Consider the following 15,790-nt stretch of genomic DNA (forward strand, 5'->3'; position numbering starts at 1 on the left):
AGGTGTATCGAATGGCCCCGACGGATCGGGGTTGCGGTCGTACTGGCGCAACGGGCAATGAAGTTCGCCTAGCTCCTGGTCGGCAGGTCCGGACGGACATAATCGCGCCCGGCCAGTCTGACCGCGGCATCGACCGGATCGAGTTGCCTACGAAGCGAATTGCACGCTGTGCAGTGTTGCGGCCTATGAACTCCGCGGGCGCCGCGGCGTGAGCGCGATATCGGTGGGACCCAGAATTTTGCCGAGAGTCGCGGCGAGTGTATGCAATTCGTCCGGATCGAGCTTGTCGGCGAAGCATTCTTGAACGCTCGCGAGGTAGCTGGGCGTTGCCGCGTGCAGGCGTTCGCGACCCGTGTCGGTGATGGCAACGAAGGCGGATCGGCCGTCATCCGGATTCGCTTCGCGCGCAACCAGGCCCGCGGCCGCCAGTTCGGTGACGAGCCTGCTGACCCGGGTGCGGCTGAGTACGACGCGTTCGCCGACATCGGTCATGCGCAGCGGTTCGACGCCGTCGAGTTCCAGCAGTACGTCGTACCACGCGAGCGGGAGTCCGAAGTCTCGGCGTAGCTCGGCGTCCAGGCGCGGGACCAGGTTCGCGTGCACCCGCAGCAGGGCCGACCACGCGCTGCTCGCTGCGTGGCGATGCTTCTCCGATTGCGTCACGCACCGATTCTAACCACTTGCGTGCACCCGCACATATATAATAGCGTGCGCACGCACATAAATATTGGTGCGCCGTTAGGAAGGAATCCCATGACCACAGTTATCGCCCGTGAAGAGTTGGCGGCCGCGATCGAGGCCGGTTCGGTAACGGTCCTCGACACCCTCGGGGCGGGCTATTACGAGAAGGCGCATCTGCCCGGTGCGCTCACCCTGGTGGAAGCCGATGTGGAATCCCGTGCCGCCCAGCTGCTTCCGGACCAGCACGCACCGATCGTCACCTACTGCTCCAATAACGCCTGCCAGAACAGCGAGGTCGTCGCCGTGAAACTGCGCGCGCTCGGCTACACGAACGTCCGCGCCTACCGCGCGGGCATCCAGGACTGGACCGAGGCGGGTCTGCCGGTCGAATCCGAGTCCTGACTCGGGTGGGTCGCGGTCGGGCAGTGCACCGCCCGACCGCGCATCAGGGCCGGGTAGCGCCGCCGACGCGGTTCGCTGGTGGTGCTCCGAGGATGTTCACGAGTCGAAGCGGGCTTGTGGTCGCCCCGGGATCGGCGGATGATTTCAAGCGTAACTATTTATGGTCGGGGGTCTCATCATCGTCGAGTAGCCAGGGAGACGTTGAAATGACCACAAGAATTGCTTCGGCGTTCGCCGCGATCGCCATCGCTCTCTCCGTCGCCACGCCCGTGGCGTCGGCCGCACCGCAAGCACCCGCGCCGACCGCCGAGCAGGTGGGTGGTTCGGTCGTGTTCTGTTTCAACATCCCGCTGGGCTTCTTCAGCTTCAGCATCTGCATCTGAGGTTGCCGGGCAGGCAAGCAGTCGCCGACCTGCAGGAGTTCTCGGCCCGCAGCTCGTCGAGGTGAATATCTAACGCGCTCACCGAAGTACTGGGTCAGCGCCACAGGCTTGCCGGCCCTCCTGATCGCCGAGTTGGTAGGGGTCCGGCGCTTGTTCTCGGCCGGTCCTCGGGGTCCACCGGACGGCGATTGTCCGTAGATCGCCGCCGATGACTGCTTCGCCGCGATACTGCGATACCGACGATCGCGGGAAGTCCTTGCTGCGTCCTCGGCAGAGCGAGGGTCGGCTCGCACTGCGCGGCTGTCGGCTCGGCCGCGGTTGTTGTGGTTTTCCCGGGCTGAATCGGGGCCGTCTTTGTACGGATGGCCGCGCGGTCACGCAGGCGCGGTCGAGGCCCGCGCAGTCGGCCGCCAGTGCTCAACGGTATCGAATCCAACTGGGCGGTCTGATGATTCGTCGGCCGTCTGGTGCCGTCCGTAAAGCGGTGAGCCTTGTCGGTGGGGCGGGCTACCGTGGGGGGGATGACCACGCATCTGACGCACTGGGGAGTGTTCGAGGCCGATAGCGATGGGGAGCGGTTGACCTCGGTGCGCCCGTGGCGCGGGGATCCGGAGCCGATGGCGTTGATCGAGAATGTGGCATCGGCGCAGCATCATCCGACGAGGATCGACCAACCTTATGTGCGGCAGGGGTGGTTGGAGCGCGGGCCGGGGGCGTCGGGGCGTGGTGATGAGCCGTTCGTGCCGGTGTCGTGGGACAAGGCGTTCGAACTACTGTCCGGTGAGTTGAGCCGGGTCTATCGCGAGCATGGTGCGGAGTCGGTGTACGGCGGATCGTATGGCTGGGCGAGTGCGGGGCGGTTTCATCACGCGCAGAGTCAGGTACATCGGTTCCTGAACTGCCTCGGCGGTTATGTGCGGCATGTCAACAGCTACAGCCTCGGTACCTCGGAGGTGTTGTTGCCGCACGTGATCGGCTCGGCCGAGCTGCTGTTGGGTCACGCGACCGCGAAGAGTGTGCTGGTCGAGCACGCGGAGTTGGTGGTGGCGTTCGGCGGCTTGTCACCGAAGAACTCCGCGGTGTCGCCGGGTGGTGTGTCACGGCACAACACCAAGACCTGGATCGGCGCGGCGCGGGCGCGCGGCTGCCGGTTCGTCTCGATCAGCCCACTGCGCGATGACATTCCGGCCGAAGCCGAGGCCGAGTGGATCGCGCCGCGGCCGGGCAGCGATACCGCGCTGATGCTCGCGCTGGCGCAGGTGCTGGATGCGGATGGGTTGGCGGACACGGAGTTTCTGGACCGGTACACCGTCGGGTACGAGCGGTTCGTCGGGTACGTGCGCGGCGAAACCGATGGTGTAGTCAAGGATCCGGTGTGGGCGGAGTCGATCACCGGGATATCGGCCGGGCGGATCCGGACGCTGGCACATGAGATGGCCGCGGCGCGCACCATGATCAACGTCAGTTGGTCGCTGCAGCGGGCCGAGCACGGAGTTCAGCCGCTGTGGCTCGGGGTGGTGTTGGCGGCGATGCTGGGCCAGATCGGACTGCCCGGTGGTGGATTCGGACACGGCTACGGGTCGACCGCGCATGTCGGCGAACCGGCGCGAGGTGGCATGGTGCCACGGCTTCGACAGGGCAGCAATGGTGTGGCAACCTTCATTCCGGTCGCCAGAATCGCCGATATGCTGCTGAATCCGGGACAGCCGTTCGATTACAACGGCGCGCGGTTGGTCTACCCGGACATCAAGTTGGTGTACTGGTGCGGCGGGAATCCCTTTCACCACCACCAGAATTTGGCCCGACTGCATGCGGCGTTCGCGCGGCCGGAGACGGTGGTCGTGCACGATGCGTTCTGGACCGCCACCGCACGTCGTGCCGATTTCGTGCTCCCGGCGACGATGAGCATCGAACGCGACGACTACGGCGCCGGGCAGAACGACCGCGACTTCTTTCCGATGAAGGCGCTGACCCGACCACACGGTTCGTCCCGCGATGACTACGCGATCTTCGGTGAGTTGGCCGAACGTATCGGTATCGGTAAGGAATTCACCGAGGGGCGCACCGTCGACGAATGGTTGCGGCATCTGTACGAGGAATGGCGCGCCGGGACCAAGGATCCGGCGGTGCCGGATTTCGACGAGTTCTGGGACAGCGAGTCGCTGGCGCTTCCGGTGCAGGATCCCGAGCCGGTGCTGCTGTCCGATTTCCGCGCCGATCCGCAGCGTTTCCCGCTGACCACGCCCAGCGGCCGGATCGAGATCTTCTCGGCGACGATCGATGGTTTCGGATACTCCGATTGCCCCGGTCATCCCGTCTGGCTCGAGCCCGAGGAATGGCTCGGCGCCGCCGCCGCGGTGCGGTTCCCGCTGCAACTGGTCGCGAATCAGCCGCGGACCAAACTGCACAGCCAACTCGATGTCGGCGCGCACAGCCGGTCGGTGAAGATCGCCGGGCGGGAACCGGTGCGGTTGCATCCCGACGATGCCGCGGCACGAGGGCTGCGGGATGGGGATATCGTGCGGATCTTCAATGACCGGGGGAGTTGTCTGGCCGGTCTGGTTGTTGACGACGGGGTCCGGTCGCAGGTCGCGCAGTTGTCCACCGGTGCCTGGTACGACCCCGATCCGGCCGACCCCACGTTCTGTCGTCACGGCAACCCGAATGTGCTGACCGCGGACCGGCCCGCGTCCACTCTCAGTCAGGCGTGTGCCGGGCAGTTGGCCTTGGTCGAGATCGAACCCCACCGCGGCCCGCTGCCGGAATTGGCCGTCGATGCGCCACCCTCGATTACCCAGTAGCCCAACGCTTTTCGTGACTCAGGGCACACTGTTGGCAACCCAGGAGGTGAGGCTGGTCTCATCACGCGGTCCCGGCCGCGATCCGGTGCGCGATTTCTGTCAGGATTTCGAATTATGGTGTCGAATCCGCTGCCCGCGCTAGCCCGCCGGATCGCGCAGAGACGCTGGGTCATGCGCCTGGCGCCGCTCGTGCTGTGGCTGGAGCGGTTCGTGCGGCGGATCAGCCGTGGTCGGCACGGGGTGCTCGATCTCGCGGGATTGCCCTCGATCGAGATCACCGTGCCGGGGCGCAAAACCGGGATTGCGCGGACCACCTCGCTGCTGTACGTTCCGCGCGGCAACGACATCCTGCTCGTCGGCTCCAATTGGGGCAGTCCGAAGCATCCGATGTGGTCGGCCAACCTGCGTGCGGCGAGCACCGCTACCGCCCGGCTGAAGGGCGAACAGTTCGAGGTGCGCGTCACCGAGGTCACCGGGGTGGACCGCAAACGCGCATGGGACCTCGCGGTCGAGTTCTGGCCGGGCTACGAGATGGAGTACGAGCTGTCCGGCAGCCGGGCCTTCCGCATTTTCGAGCTGCGCCGCAGCTGATGGTGGCGGGTGTCGGTCACTGAGCTGCCGGTCATCTCGCGGCTGCGGTCGTTACCTGGCGGTCATTGCACGGCGGGCACGATCGGCGCGCCTGGATTCGGGGCTGGCGCGGGCGGCGTCAGCGCGGCCGCCGGTGAGCTCGGCTTGGCGGGCGGAGGCGGCATGGCCGGTGTCAGGATCGGCGGACCCACAGGCGCGGGCACGATGACCTGGTGGGGCGTCTTGTCCGGCTCGGTGCAGTCGGGATCGGCGGAGCGGTCGCAGGTGGTGGCGGGCACGATCGGTGCCGCGAGCGTAGCGGTGCTGGTCGTGATGGCGCCGGTGACCAGGATGCCAGCGGCCGCGACCAGCAGCGCGGCGGCGGCTGGTCGCGGACGGGATGCGATGACGGTAGTGGGCACGGGGATCACAACCAGATCGGGTCGCCGTACACCGCGACCGAGTTGTCCGCAGTGTTGGTGGAGATACTGGCGATCACATACGAGCGCAGGCTGACCGGTCCCATACAGGCGTCGATTTTGATCTGCACCTGGTCGGTGGTGATCGAACCGTGCGGTCCGGCGAGGGCCTTGGTGCCGAAGGGGATGGTGGTGATGGTGCCCGGCTTGAAGGTGGTGGACACGCTGGGCAGCGCGGCGGCGCCGACGCCGACACCGAGCCCCGGGGTCGGCGCGACCATCACATTGACATTCGGTCCGACCGAGGCCGCGAGACCGACCGATATCCCGTTGGACACATCGATCTGGCAGCCGATCTGATAGCCCAGCGTGAGCGTCCCGGAGTTCACCGCCACGCTGCCCGCGCCGGCGATATCGGCGACGGCACGCAGGCTGACAAACCCCTCGCGGGTGAACGCGGTATCCGCGAGATTGGGCACTCGATCCAGGTTTTCAGCGGCCTTCGTGACGGTCAATTCCCAGCCGTCCTCGGTGGTGACGGTACGGGACTGATCCGGCGGCGCATCCGCCGAAGCCGATTGTGCTGGAACGATACTCAGCACACCCGCGGCCATGAGGCATAGCGGGACGGCCATCGAGCTATTCATATGTCAGGTCTCCTCGGTGTGTTGCTCGTCGAACGATATCGAAGCCCGATGCCGTCGTCCCCACCGCCACCAAGATCGCCGCACCACATAGGACGATCGTCCAAAACGGCACATGGTCGGTATCGGAGCGCGCAGAATCCGAATATGTCGACACAGCGATTACATGCCTTCACAGACGATGTGCTCGCCGACCACGACGCAGTGGCCATCGCCGATCTGGTGCGTCGTGGTGCCGTCAGCGCCGCGGAAGTCGCCGCGGCAGCGCGGGCGCGGGCGGCGCGCGTGGATCCGACATTGCGCGCCGTCGTGATCGAATCGACCGGGTTGGTCTCGGGTAGTACCGACGCACCGCTGTTCGGTGTGCCGACCTATGTCAAGGACAACACCGATGTGCGGGGATTGCCGACCAACCACGGCACCGCGGCGTTCGTCGCGCGGCCCTGCGCCGAGGACGGGCCGTACACGAAACAGCTGCTCAGCACCGGGATGACAGTGCTGGGCAAGAGTCGGCTGCCGGAGTTCGGATTGAACGCGAGCACCGAATTCGCCGCGGCCGAACCGACCCGCAATCCGTGGCATACCGACTATTCGCCGGGCGCGTCATCGGGTGGTGCGGCCGCATTGGTCGCCGCGGGCGTGGTGCCGATCGCGCACGGCAATGACGGCGGCGGGTCGATCCGCATTCCCGCCGCGTGTTGCGGCATTGTCGGATTGAAGCCGAGCCGGGGGCGCCACGTCGACGGGCCGCAGGCGCGGTCGATGCCGATCAATCTGGTGTCCGAGGGGGTGCTCACCCGATCCGTGCGCGATACCGCGACATATTTCGCCGCCGCCGAACGCTACTGGCGCAATCCGAAGCTGCCGCCGGTCGGTCTGGTGGAAGGCCCGGCGCGTCGGCGGCTGCGGATCGGGGTGATCGCCGATTCGGTCACCGGCACCGAAACCTGTCCGCAGACCCGTGCGGTACTCGATGACACCATCGCCGTGCTGGAGAAGATGGGGCACGAGGTGCGGCCCATCGCGCCGCCGGTCGGGCGGCGGTTCGTCGACGACTTCACCGTCTACTGGGGGTTGTTGGCGTTCCTGGTCGCGGTGGGCGGCAAGTTCGCCATCGATCCACGGTTCCGGGCGAGCGGACTCGATACGTTCACCCGCGGACTCGCCGCGCGGTATCGGAAGTCGATGGCGCGCACTCCCGCCATCCTCTACCGCCTATCGCAGGCGCGACGCGCCTACGCCGAGATGTCGCGCGATAGCGAATTGATCCTGTCACCGGTCCTGGTGCACGCCACCCCGCGACTGGGCTATCTGAACCCGACGGTCCCCTTCGACGAACTCTTCGAGCGGCTGATTTCCTGGGTCGCCTTCACTCCGTTCAACAATGTCGCGGGCGCACCGGCGATCTCGCTGCCCATGGGCACCTCGAGCGAAGGGCTCCCGATCGGCATGCAATTCTCCGCCGCCTACGGCGACGAACGCACATTGCTGGAAATCGCCTTCGCGCTCGAAGCCGAACGCCCTTGGCGCCGCATCCAAGACTGAATCCGCCTGCACTACACGGGAAGCGTGACCCACTCCTCAGCAAAGGGCCCATCGCGACGCTCGACCATTGTCAGTGCCTCGGTGCGCGCGGCCTCGATCTCGCGCTGCCATTCGTCGGGTACCAATCCGAGCCGAATGGCCAGTGCGTACTCGTCTTCGTCCTTCCACCGGTAGCTCAGATCGGGTGCGACGACGAGGTCGATATGCAGGTCACTGGTATCGACGCCCTCGGTGGTCCGGACGAAGGGCAGTTGGAAATTGACATACCAGCCCAGGAATTCGCCACGCTCGTTCCACATCGGCGCGATCGCGAAGTAGCGCTCGGCGTACATGATGGCCAGCCGCGTGGTGCGCTGCCAGGTCCAGTTCGCCATCGCCCATTCCCGGCGGGCATACGCCTCGAGCAACTGCCCGCGGGCCGCCGGGTCGTTCTCGCGCATCGACTTGATCCACAGCTCCGGACCGAGGCCGACCGTACCGGGCGTCAGCAGTACCCGCAGTTCGTCGCCGCCGTCCTCGACGACCCGCTGCGGCCATTCGGTGAATGACCTGCCGAAGATCATGTCTCGAACGAGGATCGTTCGACCTGCGGGGAAAGGTGTCACGTCAGCAGGATTCACCGTTGGGAGAACTCACCGTCGATGAGCCCGGCGGTGAAAGCGTTCCACTCGTGGGTGGTGAAGACCAGAGCCGGACCGGTGGGGTTCTTGGAATCCCGCACGCCGACGAGGTCAGCGTCGAGGAACGCGACCTCGACACACTCCCTGCTGGCCGAGCTGTTGGCGCTCTTGCGCCACTCCGCGCGGGAAAGATCGACTTTCCACTTGTTGATCACAAGCCACCCCATGTCGTTGCCGCCCAAAGTTCGCCATCAATGACGCTGTGCGTGAACGTATTCCATTCGCGGGAGGTGAAGACCAACGCAGGACCTGTGGGGTTCTTGGAGTCCCGCACGCCGACCAACCCGCCGCCGAGGAGCGCAACCTCGACGCAATCTCTGCTCGCCGAACTCCTGGCACTCTTGCGCCACTGGGCGCGAGCGAGATCGACTTCGTACTCGGCGATCACGAGACACCCCCTGTCGTTGCTGCCCCGAGTTTTCTTGCCCGGTCCGGAACGGTTTGGCTATTACGTGAAATCGCCGTCAATGACGCTGTGCGTGAAGGCATTCCATTCGCGGGAGGTGAAGACCAACGCAGGACCTGTGGGGTTCTTGGAATCCCGCACACCGACCAACCCGCGGTCGAGAAACGCCACCTCAACACACTCCCGGCTACCCGAACTGCGGGTGCTCTTGCGCCACACAGCGTGCGATAGATCGACATGGTGTTTGTTCGTCACGAGGCGTACTCCCTAGCTACCTGTCGAATCAGGTTCCTGCTCGCGATGTCATCCAGCGAGGCACGTTGGATGGCTTGATGTGCTCTATGGTAGTGCCCCACGTCATTTTGGTCCTCAAGATATAAGCTGCCCGTGAAGCTTTGCAGGTACACGACGGACGGTTCCGGGGTCGCGCCGGTATCGAAATCAAGGATGATGAACTGCCCCAGCGGGTCGCCCAGGGGGATTCCGGCCCGCAACGGCAGTATCCGGAGATCCACGTTCGGCAGCGTGGACACATCAGCCAGGTGGCGCAGTTGTGCTGCCATGACCTTGGGGCCGCCGACGACACGATGCAGTACGGATTCGAGTAGCACCACATTCAGCTGAGCAGGCTGGCGCTTGCGGGTAATGAGGCCTTGTCGTTTGCGCTTGAGTCGCAAGCGTTGGTCGATCTCGTCGTCGGCATCATTCGGGTAGGTACCTCGTACCAACACGTTGGCATAAGCTGGTGTCTGCAACAGCCCGAGCACAACATCGGGAGTGTACGAAGTGAGCTGGCGCGCAGCCGCTTCCAGCCCGATATACACATCGAAGTCCGTCGGGATGAGATCGCCGTACCGATGCCACCACGACTTTACCGACGCTTGCTGCGCTAGCCCGATCACCCCGGCCGTAGTCGTTTCATCGGCGTTGTACATCGTGCACAGCTCCCGAACATCCAGCAGCCGAATCCGTTCCGCGTGCCCGGTCTCGAGTCGCTGCAGACTGCTGGCACTGCGCTCGATCAACCTCGCCGCTTCATCCAACGTCAACCCGACCTGCTGCCGAAGGTCGCGCAGATACCGCCCGAGCTGCCGCCGCGGCAGCGTACTGCCAGTGTTCGACACGTCCGTACCCCCGATCCCGGTGATGTGGTTTCGGCATGACTGTCCCATCGGGAACCGATCTCCCCGCGATCTTCACCTCGAATCCGTCCGAACACTCCGAAATCCCTAGTCGAAACCCGAATTCCCTGCTCAACAGCCCCGACACACCGGTCACGGTAGTGCTGAGGATTCGTGCCGGACAAGGTCGCCTGCGCGCCGCCAGTGACAGTCGCACGGTTGGTGGAACAGCTGAATGTCTATGCGGCGCAGCTTCGTTCGTACGGTCGAAGCACGCGGTGAATATCGGAGCTGTCCGCGAAGCGGTGGCGGTTCCTGGCCACGATGGACCGGCGCCTGAGTGCCAAGCGCTGGCTACGCCGTGCCCCGCAGCGGCAGTGTCCGACCCACTCACGCCGAAGACTGGCCTCGCAAGACACTGACAAAGCCCCGAGTGCTTGTAACTCCAGGCGTTGCAAGCACTCGGGGAGAGATCAATCCTTGCGTATCCAGGCGAGCATGATCCGTGTCTCGCTGATTCGCCAGCCTGCCGCCGTCCGTACTACGGTGCAGGCCGTTCGCAGGCCACTGGTTTGATGCGGCGATCGACCCTCGCGGTAGAAGTACACGAGTGAGTTCGCCGCGGCCGCGGCCTGGTCGCCGTCGATGTTCACCAGCAGGTCGTTGGTCATGTGCTGGGTGTGCTCGCCCTCGACCTCGGCCTGTCGCATGTAGTCGACAACCTTGTCGATGCCGCGGAGTTGGGCTCGTGGCGAGTGGACCGCCACATCGTCGGTGAAGATCGTGTCGGCATCGTCCCATCGCTTCTCATCGAGCAGGCGGGCGTAGCGGGCGAACAGGTCGGCGATCTCGATGCGGTCGGCGACCAGAGTATCCGCGGCCATGACATCCTCTTTCGTTGGAGTTACCAATATTGGTGCAGCCAACTATACATACATTCGTTGGATTCACCAACGATGTTTGGCACGGCCACGTGAGAGGCGCCCGACCGCGAGGCCGAGTTCGCCGCCTACTCGCAGCTGCGCCAAAACCGTTGCTTTCCAAGCGATTACCGCCGGGCCGCAAAAGTTTGGGAACATCACTTGACGCTTAAGGCTAATTCGATTAGCTTTATGGCTATCAGCATTAGCTACTCACGCTTTGGAGTTCGACATGACCGAGTACCTGACCATCGACGGTGGACAGATCGCCTACGAAGTGGCCGGCAACGGCCCGCTGGTGGTGCTGTCGCACGGGATCGGTGACCGACGCCAGGCCTATCGGCTGCTGGCGCCGAAGCTGGTCGCGGCGGGCTTCCGGGTCGCATCGGCCGACCTGCGCGGACACGGAGAATCCAGCATGAACTGGACCTCCCATGATGGCAGTGCGGCCATCTCGCGCACCGATATCGCGGGTGATCTGCTCGCCCTGATCCGCCACCTGGGCGGACCCGCGGTCATCATCGGCCACTCCATCTCCGGTGGTGCCGCCACCATCGCCGCCGCGCAGTCACCCGAACTCGTCAGCGGCATCATCGAACTCAACCCGTTCACCAAGACCCAGCAGTTCGACATGGGTGCGATATTCACCGTCGCGCGCTACCGCAAGGGCATGACTCGACTGCTGGGCGCGATGGTCTTCAAGAGCCTCGGGCTGTGGATGAGCTACCTGAATGTCGCCTACCCGATCAAGCCCGCCGACTACGACCAGTACATGGCCGAGCTGGCGCAGCTGCTGGGTGAACCGGGCCGATTCGCGGAGTTCCTGAAGACCGGCAAGTCCACTCCGGCCGACGCCGAAGCACAGCTGCCCAACCTCACCGTGCCCGCGTTGATCGTCATGGGTACCGCCGACCCCGACTTCCCGGACCCCAAGGCCGAAGGCGATGCCATCGTGGCGCTCATGCCCGAGGGCCTGGGCCGGGTCGAATTGTCCGAGGGCTCCGGGCATTACCCGCATGCGGACGCGCCCGACCGGGTCGCCGAACTCGCCCTGGCCTTCCTGCGAGAGCATGCTCGTGCCTAGGGTCGGGCTCACCAAGGCCGACGTCGTTCGAGCGGGCGCCGAGCTCGCCGACGACGTCGGCTACGGAAATCTCGCGATGGCGCCGCTGGCCGAACGGCTCGGTGTTCGAACGCCCTCGCTCTACAAGCACGTCACCAACCTGGCCGACCTGCAACACGGCATCGCGGTCCTGGCCATGACCGAACTCGACCGCGAGATCCGCGACGCCATGCACGGACTCTCCGGCGCCGACGCCCTAGCGGCCTTCGCCCGCGCATTCCGCGCCTACGTGATCGCCCATCCCGGCCGGTATACCGCCACCATCGGCGCCGAGTTCGAGGGCGCCGATGATCCGTTGCTGGAACCCAGTGCCCGCCTGTTGGATTCGATGGCGGCAGTGCTGCGCGGGTACCACATCCCGGAAGACGAAATGGATCACGCGCTGCGCGCACTGCGCTGCGCGTTCCACGGGTTCGCATCCCTGCAGGCCTCCCGCGGCTTCCAATGGACCGGTGACCCGGAAGTCAGCTTCGACTGGATGATCGAGTTCATCGATCGCGGATTGCGCGCTGAGAGATAGGTCGTGCCGATTCCCGTGCGAGTTCTGTGCAGCCTCGGCGGTTCAGTCCACAGAATCCGAGATCAGCTGTGGTTCAAGCGAATTCGGCACGTAGGGATTCGATATCGGCGCGTAGCTGGTCGAGGAGTTTTTCGGGGGAGTCGAAGTCGGTGGGGTCGATCGGCGGGCCGAAGCGAATCGTGACCAGATGGGAGCGGTCGAACCCGCGACGCCCGCCGCCCTTGGTGCGCAGAGGTAGAACATTGTCGGTGCCGGTGGTGGCGACCGGAATGATCGGAACACCGGTTGCCAGTGCGAGTTTCGCGACACCGGGCTTGTAGGGTTCGGATTCTCCCGGCGGCACGCATCGGCCCTCGGGATAGATGAGCATCACGCCGCCGTGACGCAGAATCCATTCGGCGTGCTCGAGGGCCTGCTGCCCGGATTCGGGGTCGCGTCGCACCACCGGCACATGCCCGAGCCGCCGCACCAACCAGCCCACCACCGGCCACGACCACAACTCCGCCATGGCCACCGCCATCGCTCGCCGCCGCAATGCGCCCCACAGGAACACCGCATCGAGCATCGAAATGTGATTGCTGGCCACCAGAACCGGCCCGCGGGCCGGAACGACCTCCCGGTTCACCACGGTCACGCGAACGAACCGCGACCAGGCGAGAAACCGCAGCAGGCGGCGCACCACCTTGGTCGTGAGCCACGCACGCTTACCCAACCCGACCGGACGACGCCGACTCCGTCGAGGATCCGACGATGACGCATGGTCTGTCATATTTCGCTGCCCCCGTGTAGTGCCGCGCCCATAACGTCGGCCTTGCGCAGCAAGACTATGGCATCGGCCCGACAAACTCCGTCGGATTGGATATCTGCTGGTACCCGGCCTTTCGCTCGGCGCTGACGGGCCTGCGATAGATCGGCAGTCGCGCGTCCGAAATTGTCGGTGGTGCTGGGTATCCTGATCACAGAACGTTTCCGTGGGGGAGGTCTTGATGTTGGTAATGATGGCCGTGGTCTTCGTACTCGCGGGCGCCGTACTCGTCCAGTTCTACCCGGTCGCCGCCGCCGTGGCATTCGCGATCGCCGCCGCATTCGTCGGCGTCGCGCTCGTGCGTTTCCTGCGCCAACGCCGCCGCGCCCAACTGTGGACCACCAGCGCCCGCACCCGCGGCGCAGCCGCCGCAGGAGGCGTCGGCCTGGGTGCCTACATCAACGGAGGCGGTTGCAGCGGCGGCGATTCCGGAAGCGGCGACTCCGGCTGCGGCGGTGGGGGCGGTGGGGGCGGTTGCGGCGGCGGAGGCTGTGGTGGTGGAGGTTGCGGCGGCGGCTGATCGGGTCCGCGGCAGGCTGCCGATCGGCACGGACCGTCGAGGCATGCGCAGCGCGGCACGGACCAGATCGGAGACGCTCGGCACGGTGAATCGGGCCAGATGCGCCACACCCGCCCGGGACATGACCGCTCGCCCGCTGCAGACCGGGCACTGTCTGCGCGGCCGATCACTCTGCGGCCCTACCGAAAGTTCTTCACGGAGAGTGAAATCGAGCAGGCGTGGGTCGGCTCTCTGGCGGCCGTTCGGGACCTGCAGGTCCCGAACGGCCGCCAGAGGAGAAACTAGATCGTGACGACGATCTTCCCGGCGTGGAGCCCCTTCTCGAGGTGGCGGTGTGCCTCGACGACGTCGTCGAAGGCGAACACCTTGTCGATGGCGGGCCACAGTGCGCCGAGGCGTACACCGGCGTTCAAGAAGGCCGCCATGCGCTTCACCACCACGGCGTCGAGGGTGTGCTCGAAGCTCCGGTAGCCGAAGATCGTGAGCGGCGTGCTGGTCGGGAAGGGTGTGGGCCGAGGGTCCAGGAAGCCCGCTGCGACCAGTGTTCCGCCGGGGCGGGCCGCCTTCAGCAGATCCTGCTGGCCGGGGCCCATGACTACGTCGAGGACAATGTCGGCGCCGGTCCCGCCGGTCTGGTGGCGGACAGCTTCGACCACGTCCATGTGGTCGGTGGCGATGACGGCGGCGGCGCCGGCGGCGATCAACTCGTCCTTCTTCGCGGTGTGCCGGGTGATGGCGATGGGCACGGCGCCGATCTGATTCGCGATCTGCATTGCCGCCCGACCGACACCGCCGGACGCGGCAGTGATGAGGACGTGGTCGCCGGCACGCATCCCAGCCTTCTCGACGAGCGCGCCGTAGGCGGTGGAGTACGCGACCCATATGGCCGCCGCTTCCGTGATTGCGAGCCCGGCAGGCCGGGCGACGACCCGGCTCGCGGGGATCGTGGTGTATTCGGCGTAGCTACCCTTGACACTCGCGTCCGGAATGGCGGTGAGGATGACCGGATCGCCGATCTCCAGCCCAATGACCTCGGGTCCCACCGCGTCGATGCGGCCGGTTCCCTCGACGCCGAGGCGAGCGTGCGGCAAGGCGACGATTGCGGGCGAGGTGCCCGAACGCATCATCTGGTCGAGCGGGTTGACGGCGAACGCTTCGATCCTGACCCGCACTTCGCCGGCTGCGGGCTCGACGACCGGCTCCTCGACGACGTGCATGACATCCGGCCCGCCGAACTCGTCGAATACGACAACTCGTGGCATGGTGATTCCTCCGCATCTGACGCTGGATTCGTTACTTGCGCAAGACGTTACGGAGCCCTCGGTTACCTCCTGGTACCTTCGACTTTCATGCAGAACACGGCTGGACCGGTCTTCCTCGTCGACTGCCCCACACGACTGGCGGTCGAAATCATCTCTGACAAATGGGCCGTGCTCGTGCTCTTCGGACTCAGCCATCAGCCTCGCCGGCACGGTGATCTGGTCGACCTTATCGGCGGCATCTCGCGCAAGGTCCTCACCCAGACACTGCGCCGACTCCAGCAGTACGGTCTGGTCGAACGCCATGCCGAGGCGCCACGGCGGGTCGAGTACCGCCTCACCGACCTCGGCCAGACCCTCGTCGAGCCCATCGAGGTCCTGACGAACTGGGCCAGGGACTACGGCGGGGCCATCGCCGACTTCCAGGAGGCGGCGCAAGCCGCCACTTCTACTCATGGTCGCCCGGTGAGTTGATCTCGACGACGGGCGAACTCGCCAACGCGGCGGTGACTTTCAGTCCAGCTGAACTCACTCGCGCGAGCCTTCGCCATGCCTTCGCCGGTGCGCAGGTGGTTGAGGTTGGCCTCGAACTCGGCGACCATCGCGAGGGTTTGCAGGAACAGCTGTCCGAACGGGTCGTTCCAGTCGTGGATCGCACTGCCGAGCCCGAACAGCACGTCTCTTTTGCGCAGGCCAGTGCGGATGTCGTCGGCGTCGGCCGTGTTGCGGGCGAACCGGTCGAACTTCGTCGTGGTCAGCACCACCTGCCGATCGGCCACGGCGGCGGCCGCTGAGGTGACTCGCGGCGAGCGCGTTGTCCGGTCCGGTCCAGTTCTTGCGCGTGGTGCCCGAGAATCCCCGGTCGATGAAGATCCGCTCGGTCGGTACGCCGAGCGCCAGTAGTTGCTCGGTCTGGATCTCGATGTCCTGCTCATCGGTGGAGCAGCGGCAGTACCCGGCGAACTTCCCGTTCAGCGACTTTCAAGATCGG

The 15,790-nt window shown here is 65.5% G+C and carries 21 protein-coding genes and 1 pseudogene; 8 read left to right on the forward strand and 14 right to left on the reverse strand.

All coding sequences use genetic code 11. From position 1 onward, the window contains the following. Positions 1–183 precede the first annotated feature (183 nt). The gene (locus ACQP0C_RS19050; protein ID WP_433734228.1) at positions 184–663 is read right to left on the reverse strand and encodes a MarR family winged helix-turn-helix transcriptional regulator; all 480 of its coding nucleotides are present in this window, start codon (positions 661–663) and stop codon (positions 184–186) included. A gap of 90 nt (positions 664–753) precedes the next feature. On the opposite strand from ACQP0C_RS19050, the gene ACQP0C_RS19055 reads away from it, so the two are divergent. From ACQP0C_RS19055 to ACQP0C_RS19070, 4 genes are all read left to right on the forward strand, one after another. After that, positions 754–1,083 carry a rhodanese-like domain-containing protein gene (locus ACQP0C_RS19055; protein WP_354955125.1) on the forward strand — a complete coding sequence of 110 codons (330 nt, stop codon included), beginning with the start codon at positions 754–756 and terminating at the stop codon, positions 1,081–1,083. A 206-nt stretch (positions 1,084–1,289) separates the two neighbouring features. After that, complete coding sequence (locus ACQP0C_RS19060) at positions 1,290–1,466, forward strand: hypothetical protein (protein WP_433734229.1); 177 nt, start codon at positions 1,290–1,292, stop codon at positions 1,464–1,466. Between the two features lie 521 nt (positions 1,467–1,987). Then, complete coding sequence (locus tag ACQP0C_RS19065) at positions 1,988–4,267, forward strand: molybdopterin-dependent oxidoreductase (protein WP_433734230.1); 2,280 nt, start codon at positions 1,988–1,990, stop codon at positions 4,265–4,267. A gap of 114 nt (positions 4,268–4,381) precedes the next feature. Further along, positions 4,382–4,858 (forward strand): nitroreductase family deazaflavin-dependent oxidoreductase, encoded by a 477-nt coding sequence (locus tag ACQP0C_RS19070; protein WP_433734231.1) that lies wholly within the window; start codon positions 4,382–4,384, stop codon positions 4,856–4,858. A 62-nt stretch (positions 4,859–4,920) separates the two neighbouring features. Here ACQP0C_RS19070 and ACQP0C_RS19075 read toward each other — a convergent pair whose 3' ends face one another. Together ACQP0C_RS19075 and ACQP0C_RS19080 are read right to left on the reverse strand one after the other, a co-directional pair. Then, positions 4,921–5,259, reverse strand: a complete 339-nt coding sequence (locus ACQP0C_RS19075) for a hypothetical protein (RefSeq protein WP_433734232.1) — start codon at positions 5,257–5,259, stop codon at positions 4,921–4,923. Positions 5,260–5,264: 5 nt separating this feature from the next. After that, complete coding sequence (locus ACQP0C_RS19080) at positions 5,265–5,903, reverse strand: MspA family porin (RefSeq protein ID WP_433734233.1); 639 nt, start codon at positions 5,901–5,903, stop codon at positions 5,265–5,267. Between the two features lie 144 nt (positions 5,904–6,047). On the opposite strand from ACQP0C_RS19080, the gene ACQP0C_RS19085 reads away from it, so the two are divergent. Next, positions 6,048–7,445, forward strand: coding sequence for an amidase (locus ACQP0C_RS19085; RefSeq protein WP_433734234.1), 1,398 nt, complete (start codon positions 6,048–6,050; stop codon positions 7,443–7,445). Between the two features lie 11 nt (positions 7,446–7,456). Here the strand turns inward: ACQP0C_RS19085 and ACQP0C_RS19090 are convergent, their stop codons facing one another. The 6 genes from ACQP0C_RS19090 to ACQP0C_RS19115 form a co-directional block, all read right to left on the reverse strand. Next, on the reverse strand, positions 7,457–8,008 hold the full coding sequence (locus tag ACQP0C_RS19090) for a DUF402 domain-containing protein (RefSeq protein ID WP_433734235.1): 552 nt from the start codon (positions 8,006–8,008) through the stop codon (positions 7,457–7,459). A 53-nt stretch (positions 8,009–8,061) separates the two neighbouring features. Then, a complete protein-coding gene (locus tag ACQP0C_RS19095; RefSeq protein WP_433734236.1) occupies positions 8,062–8,280 on the reverse strand; it encodes a DUF397 domain-containing protein in 219 nt (72 codons plus the stop codon). Further along, positions 8,277–8,513, reverse strand: coding sequence for a DUF397 domain-containing protein (locus tag ACQP0C_RS19100; RefSeq protein ID WP_433734237.1), 237 nt, complete (start codon positions 8,511–8,513; stop codon positions 8,277–8,279). Before ACQP0C_RS19100 ends, ACQP0C_RS19095 begins: the two co-directional genes overlap by 4 nt. A gap of 60 nt (positions 8,514–8,573) precedes the next feature. Next, positions 8,574–8,786 (reverse strand): DUF397 domain-containing protein, encoded by a 213-nt coding sequence (locus tag ACQP0C_RS19105; protein ID WP_433734238.1) that lies wholly within the window; start codon positions 8,784–8,786, stop codon positions 8,574–8,576. Further along, the gene (locus tag ACQP0C_RS19110; protein WP_433734239.1) at positions 8,783–9,655 is read right to left on the reverse strand and encodes a helix-turn-helix domain-containing protein; all 873 of its coding nucleotides are present in this window, start codon (positions 9,653–9,655) and stop codon (positions 8,783–8,785) included. The genes ACQP0C_RS19105 and ACQP0C_RS19110 overlap by 4 nt, the downstream gene beginning before the upstream one ends. 470 nt (positions 9,656–10,125) lie before the next feature. Further along, positions 10,126–10,536, reverse strand: a complete 411-nt coding sequence (locus tag ACQP0C_RS19115) for a nuclear transport factor 2 family protein (protein ID WP_433734240.1) — start codon at positions 10,534–10,536, stop codon at positions 10,126–10,128. 268 nt (positions 10,537–10,804) lie between these two features. Here ACQP0C_RS19115 and ACQP0C_RS19120 point away from each other — a divergent pair, with 268 nt between their 5' ends. Together ACQP0C_RS19120 and ACQP0C_RS19125 are read left to right on the forward strand one after the other, a co-directional pair. After that, complete coding sequence (locus ACQP0C_RS19120) at positions 10,805–11,656, forward strand: alpha/beta fold hydrolase (RefSeq protein WP_433734241.1); 852 nt, start codon at positions 10,805–10,807, stop codon at positions 11,654–11,656. Beyond that, positions 11,649–12,215 (forward strand): TetR/AcrR family transcriptional regulator, encoded by a 567-nt coding sequence (locus ACQP0C_RS19125; protein WP_433734242.1) that lies wholly within the window; start codon positions 11,649–11,651, stop codon positions 12,213–12,215. Before ACQP0C_RS19120 ends, ACQP0C_RS19125 begins: the two co-directional genes overlap by 8 nt. Positions 12,216–12,288: 73 nt before the next feature. On the opposite strand, the gene ACQP0C_RS19130 is transcribed toward ACQP0C_RS19125, so the two are convergent. The 3 genes from ACQP0C_RS19130 to ACQP0C_RS19140 form a co-directional block, all read right to left on the reverse strand. Continuing rightward, positions 12,289–12,927, reverse strand: coding sequence for a lysophospholipid acyltransferase family protein (locus ACQP0C_RS19130; RefSeq protein ID WP_433734243.1), 639 nt, complete (start codon positions 12,925–12,927; stop codon positions 12,289–12,291). 244 nt (positions 12,928–13,171) lie between these two features. Next, the gene (locus ACQP0C_RS19135) at positions 13,172–13,663 is read right to left on the reverse strand and encodes a hypothetical protein (RefSeq protein ID WP_433734244.1); all 492 of its coding nucleotides are present in this window, start codon (positions 13,661–13,663) and stop codon (positions 13,172–13,174) included. Between the two features lie 158 nt (positions 13,664–13,821). Then, on the reverse strand, positions 13,822–14,757 hold the full coding sequence (locus ACQP0C_RS19140; RefSeq protein WP_433734245.1) for a zinc-dependent alcohol dehydrogenase family protein: 936 nt from the start codon (positions 14,755–14,757) through the stop codon (positions 13,822–13,824). 132 nt (positions 14,758–14,889) lie between these two features. Between ACQP0C_RS19140 and ACQP0C_RS19145 the strand changes: the two genes are divergently transcribed. Beyond that, complete coding sequence (locus ACQP0C_RS19145; protein ID WP_433734246.1) at positions 14,890–15,273, forward strand: winged helix-turn-helix transcriptional regulator; 384 nt, start codon at positions 14,890–14,892, stop codon at positions 15,271–15,273. On the opposite strand, the gene ACQP0C_RS19150 is transcribed toward ACQP0C_RS19145, so the two are convergent. Together ACQP0C_RS19150 and ACQP0C_RS19155 are read right to left on the reverse strand one after the other, a co-directional pair. Then, entirely contained in the window at positions 15,252–15,578 is a 327-nt protein-coding gene (locus tag ACQP0C_RS19150) for a recombinase family protein (RefSeq protein ID WP_433734247.1), read from the reverse strand. The two genes, ACQP0C_RS19145 and ACQP0C_RS19150, sit on opposite strands and share 22 nt — an antisense overlap. A gap of 115 nt (positions 15,579–15,693) precedes the next feature. Further along, positions 15,694–15,774: pseudogene (locus ACQP0C_RS19155) on the reverse strand (hypothetical protein); the annotation flags it as partial. Between the last annotated feature and the right edge of the window lie 16 nt (positions 15,775–15,790).

Origin of the sequence: Nocardia sp. CA-129566 (genome assembly GCF_050956075.1) — a bacterium.
In the GTDB taxonomy this organism is placed as follows: Bacteria; Actinomycetota; Actinomycetes; order Mycobacteriales; family Mycobacteriaceae; genus Nocardia.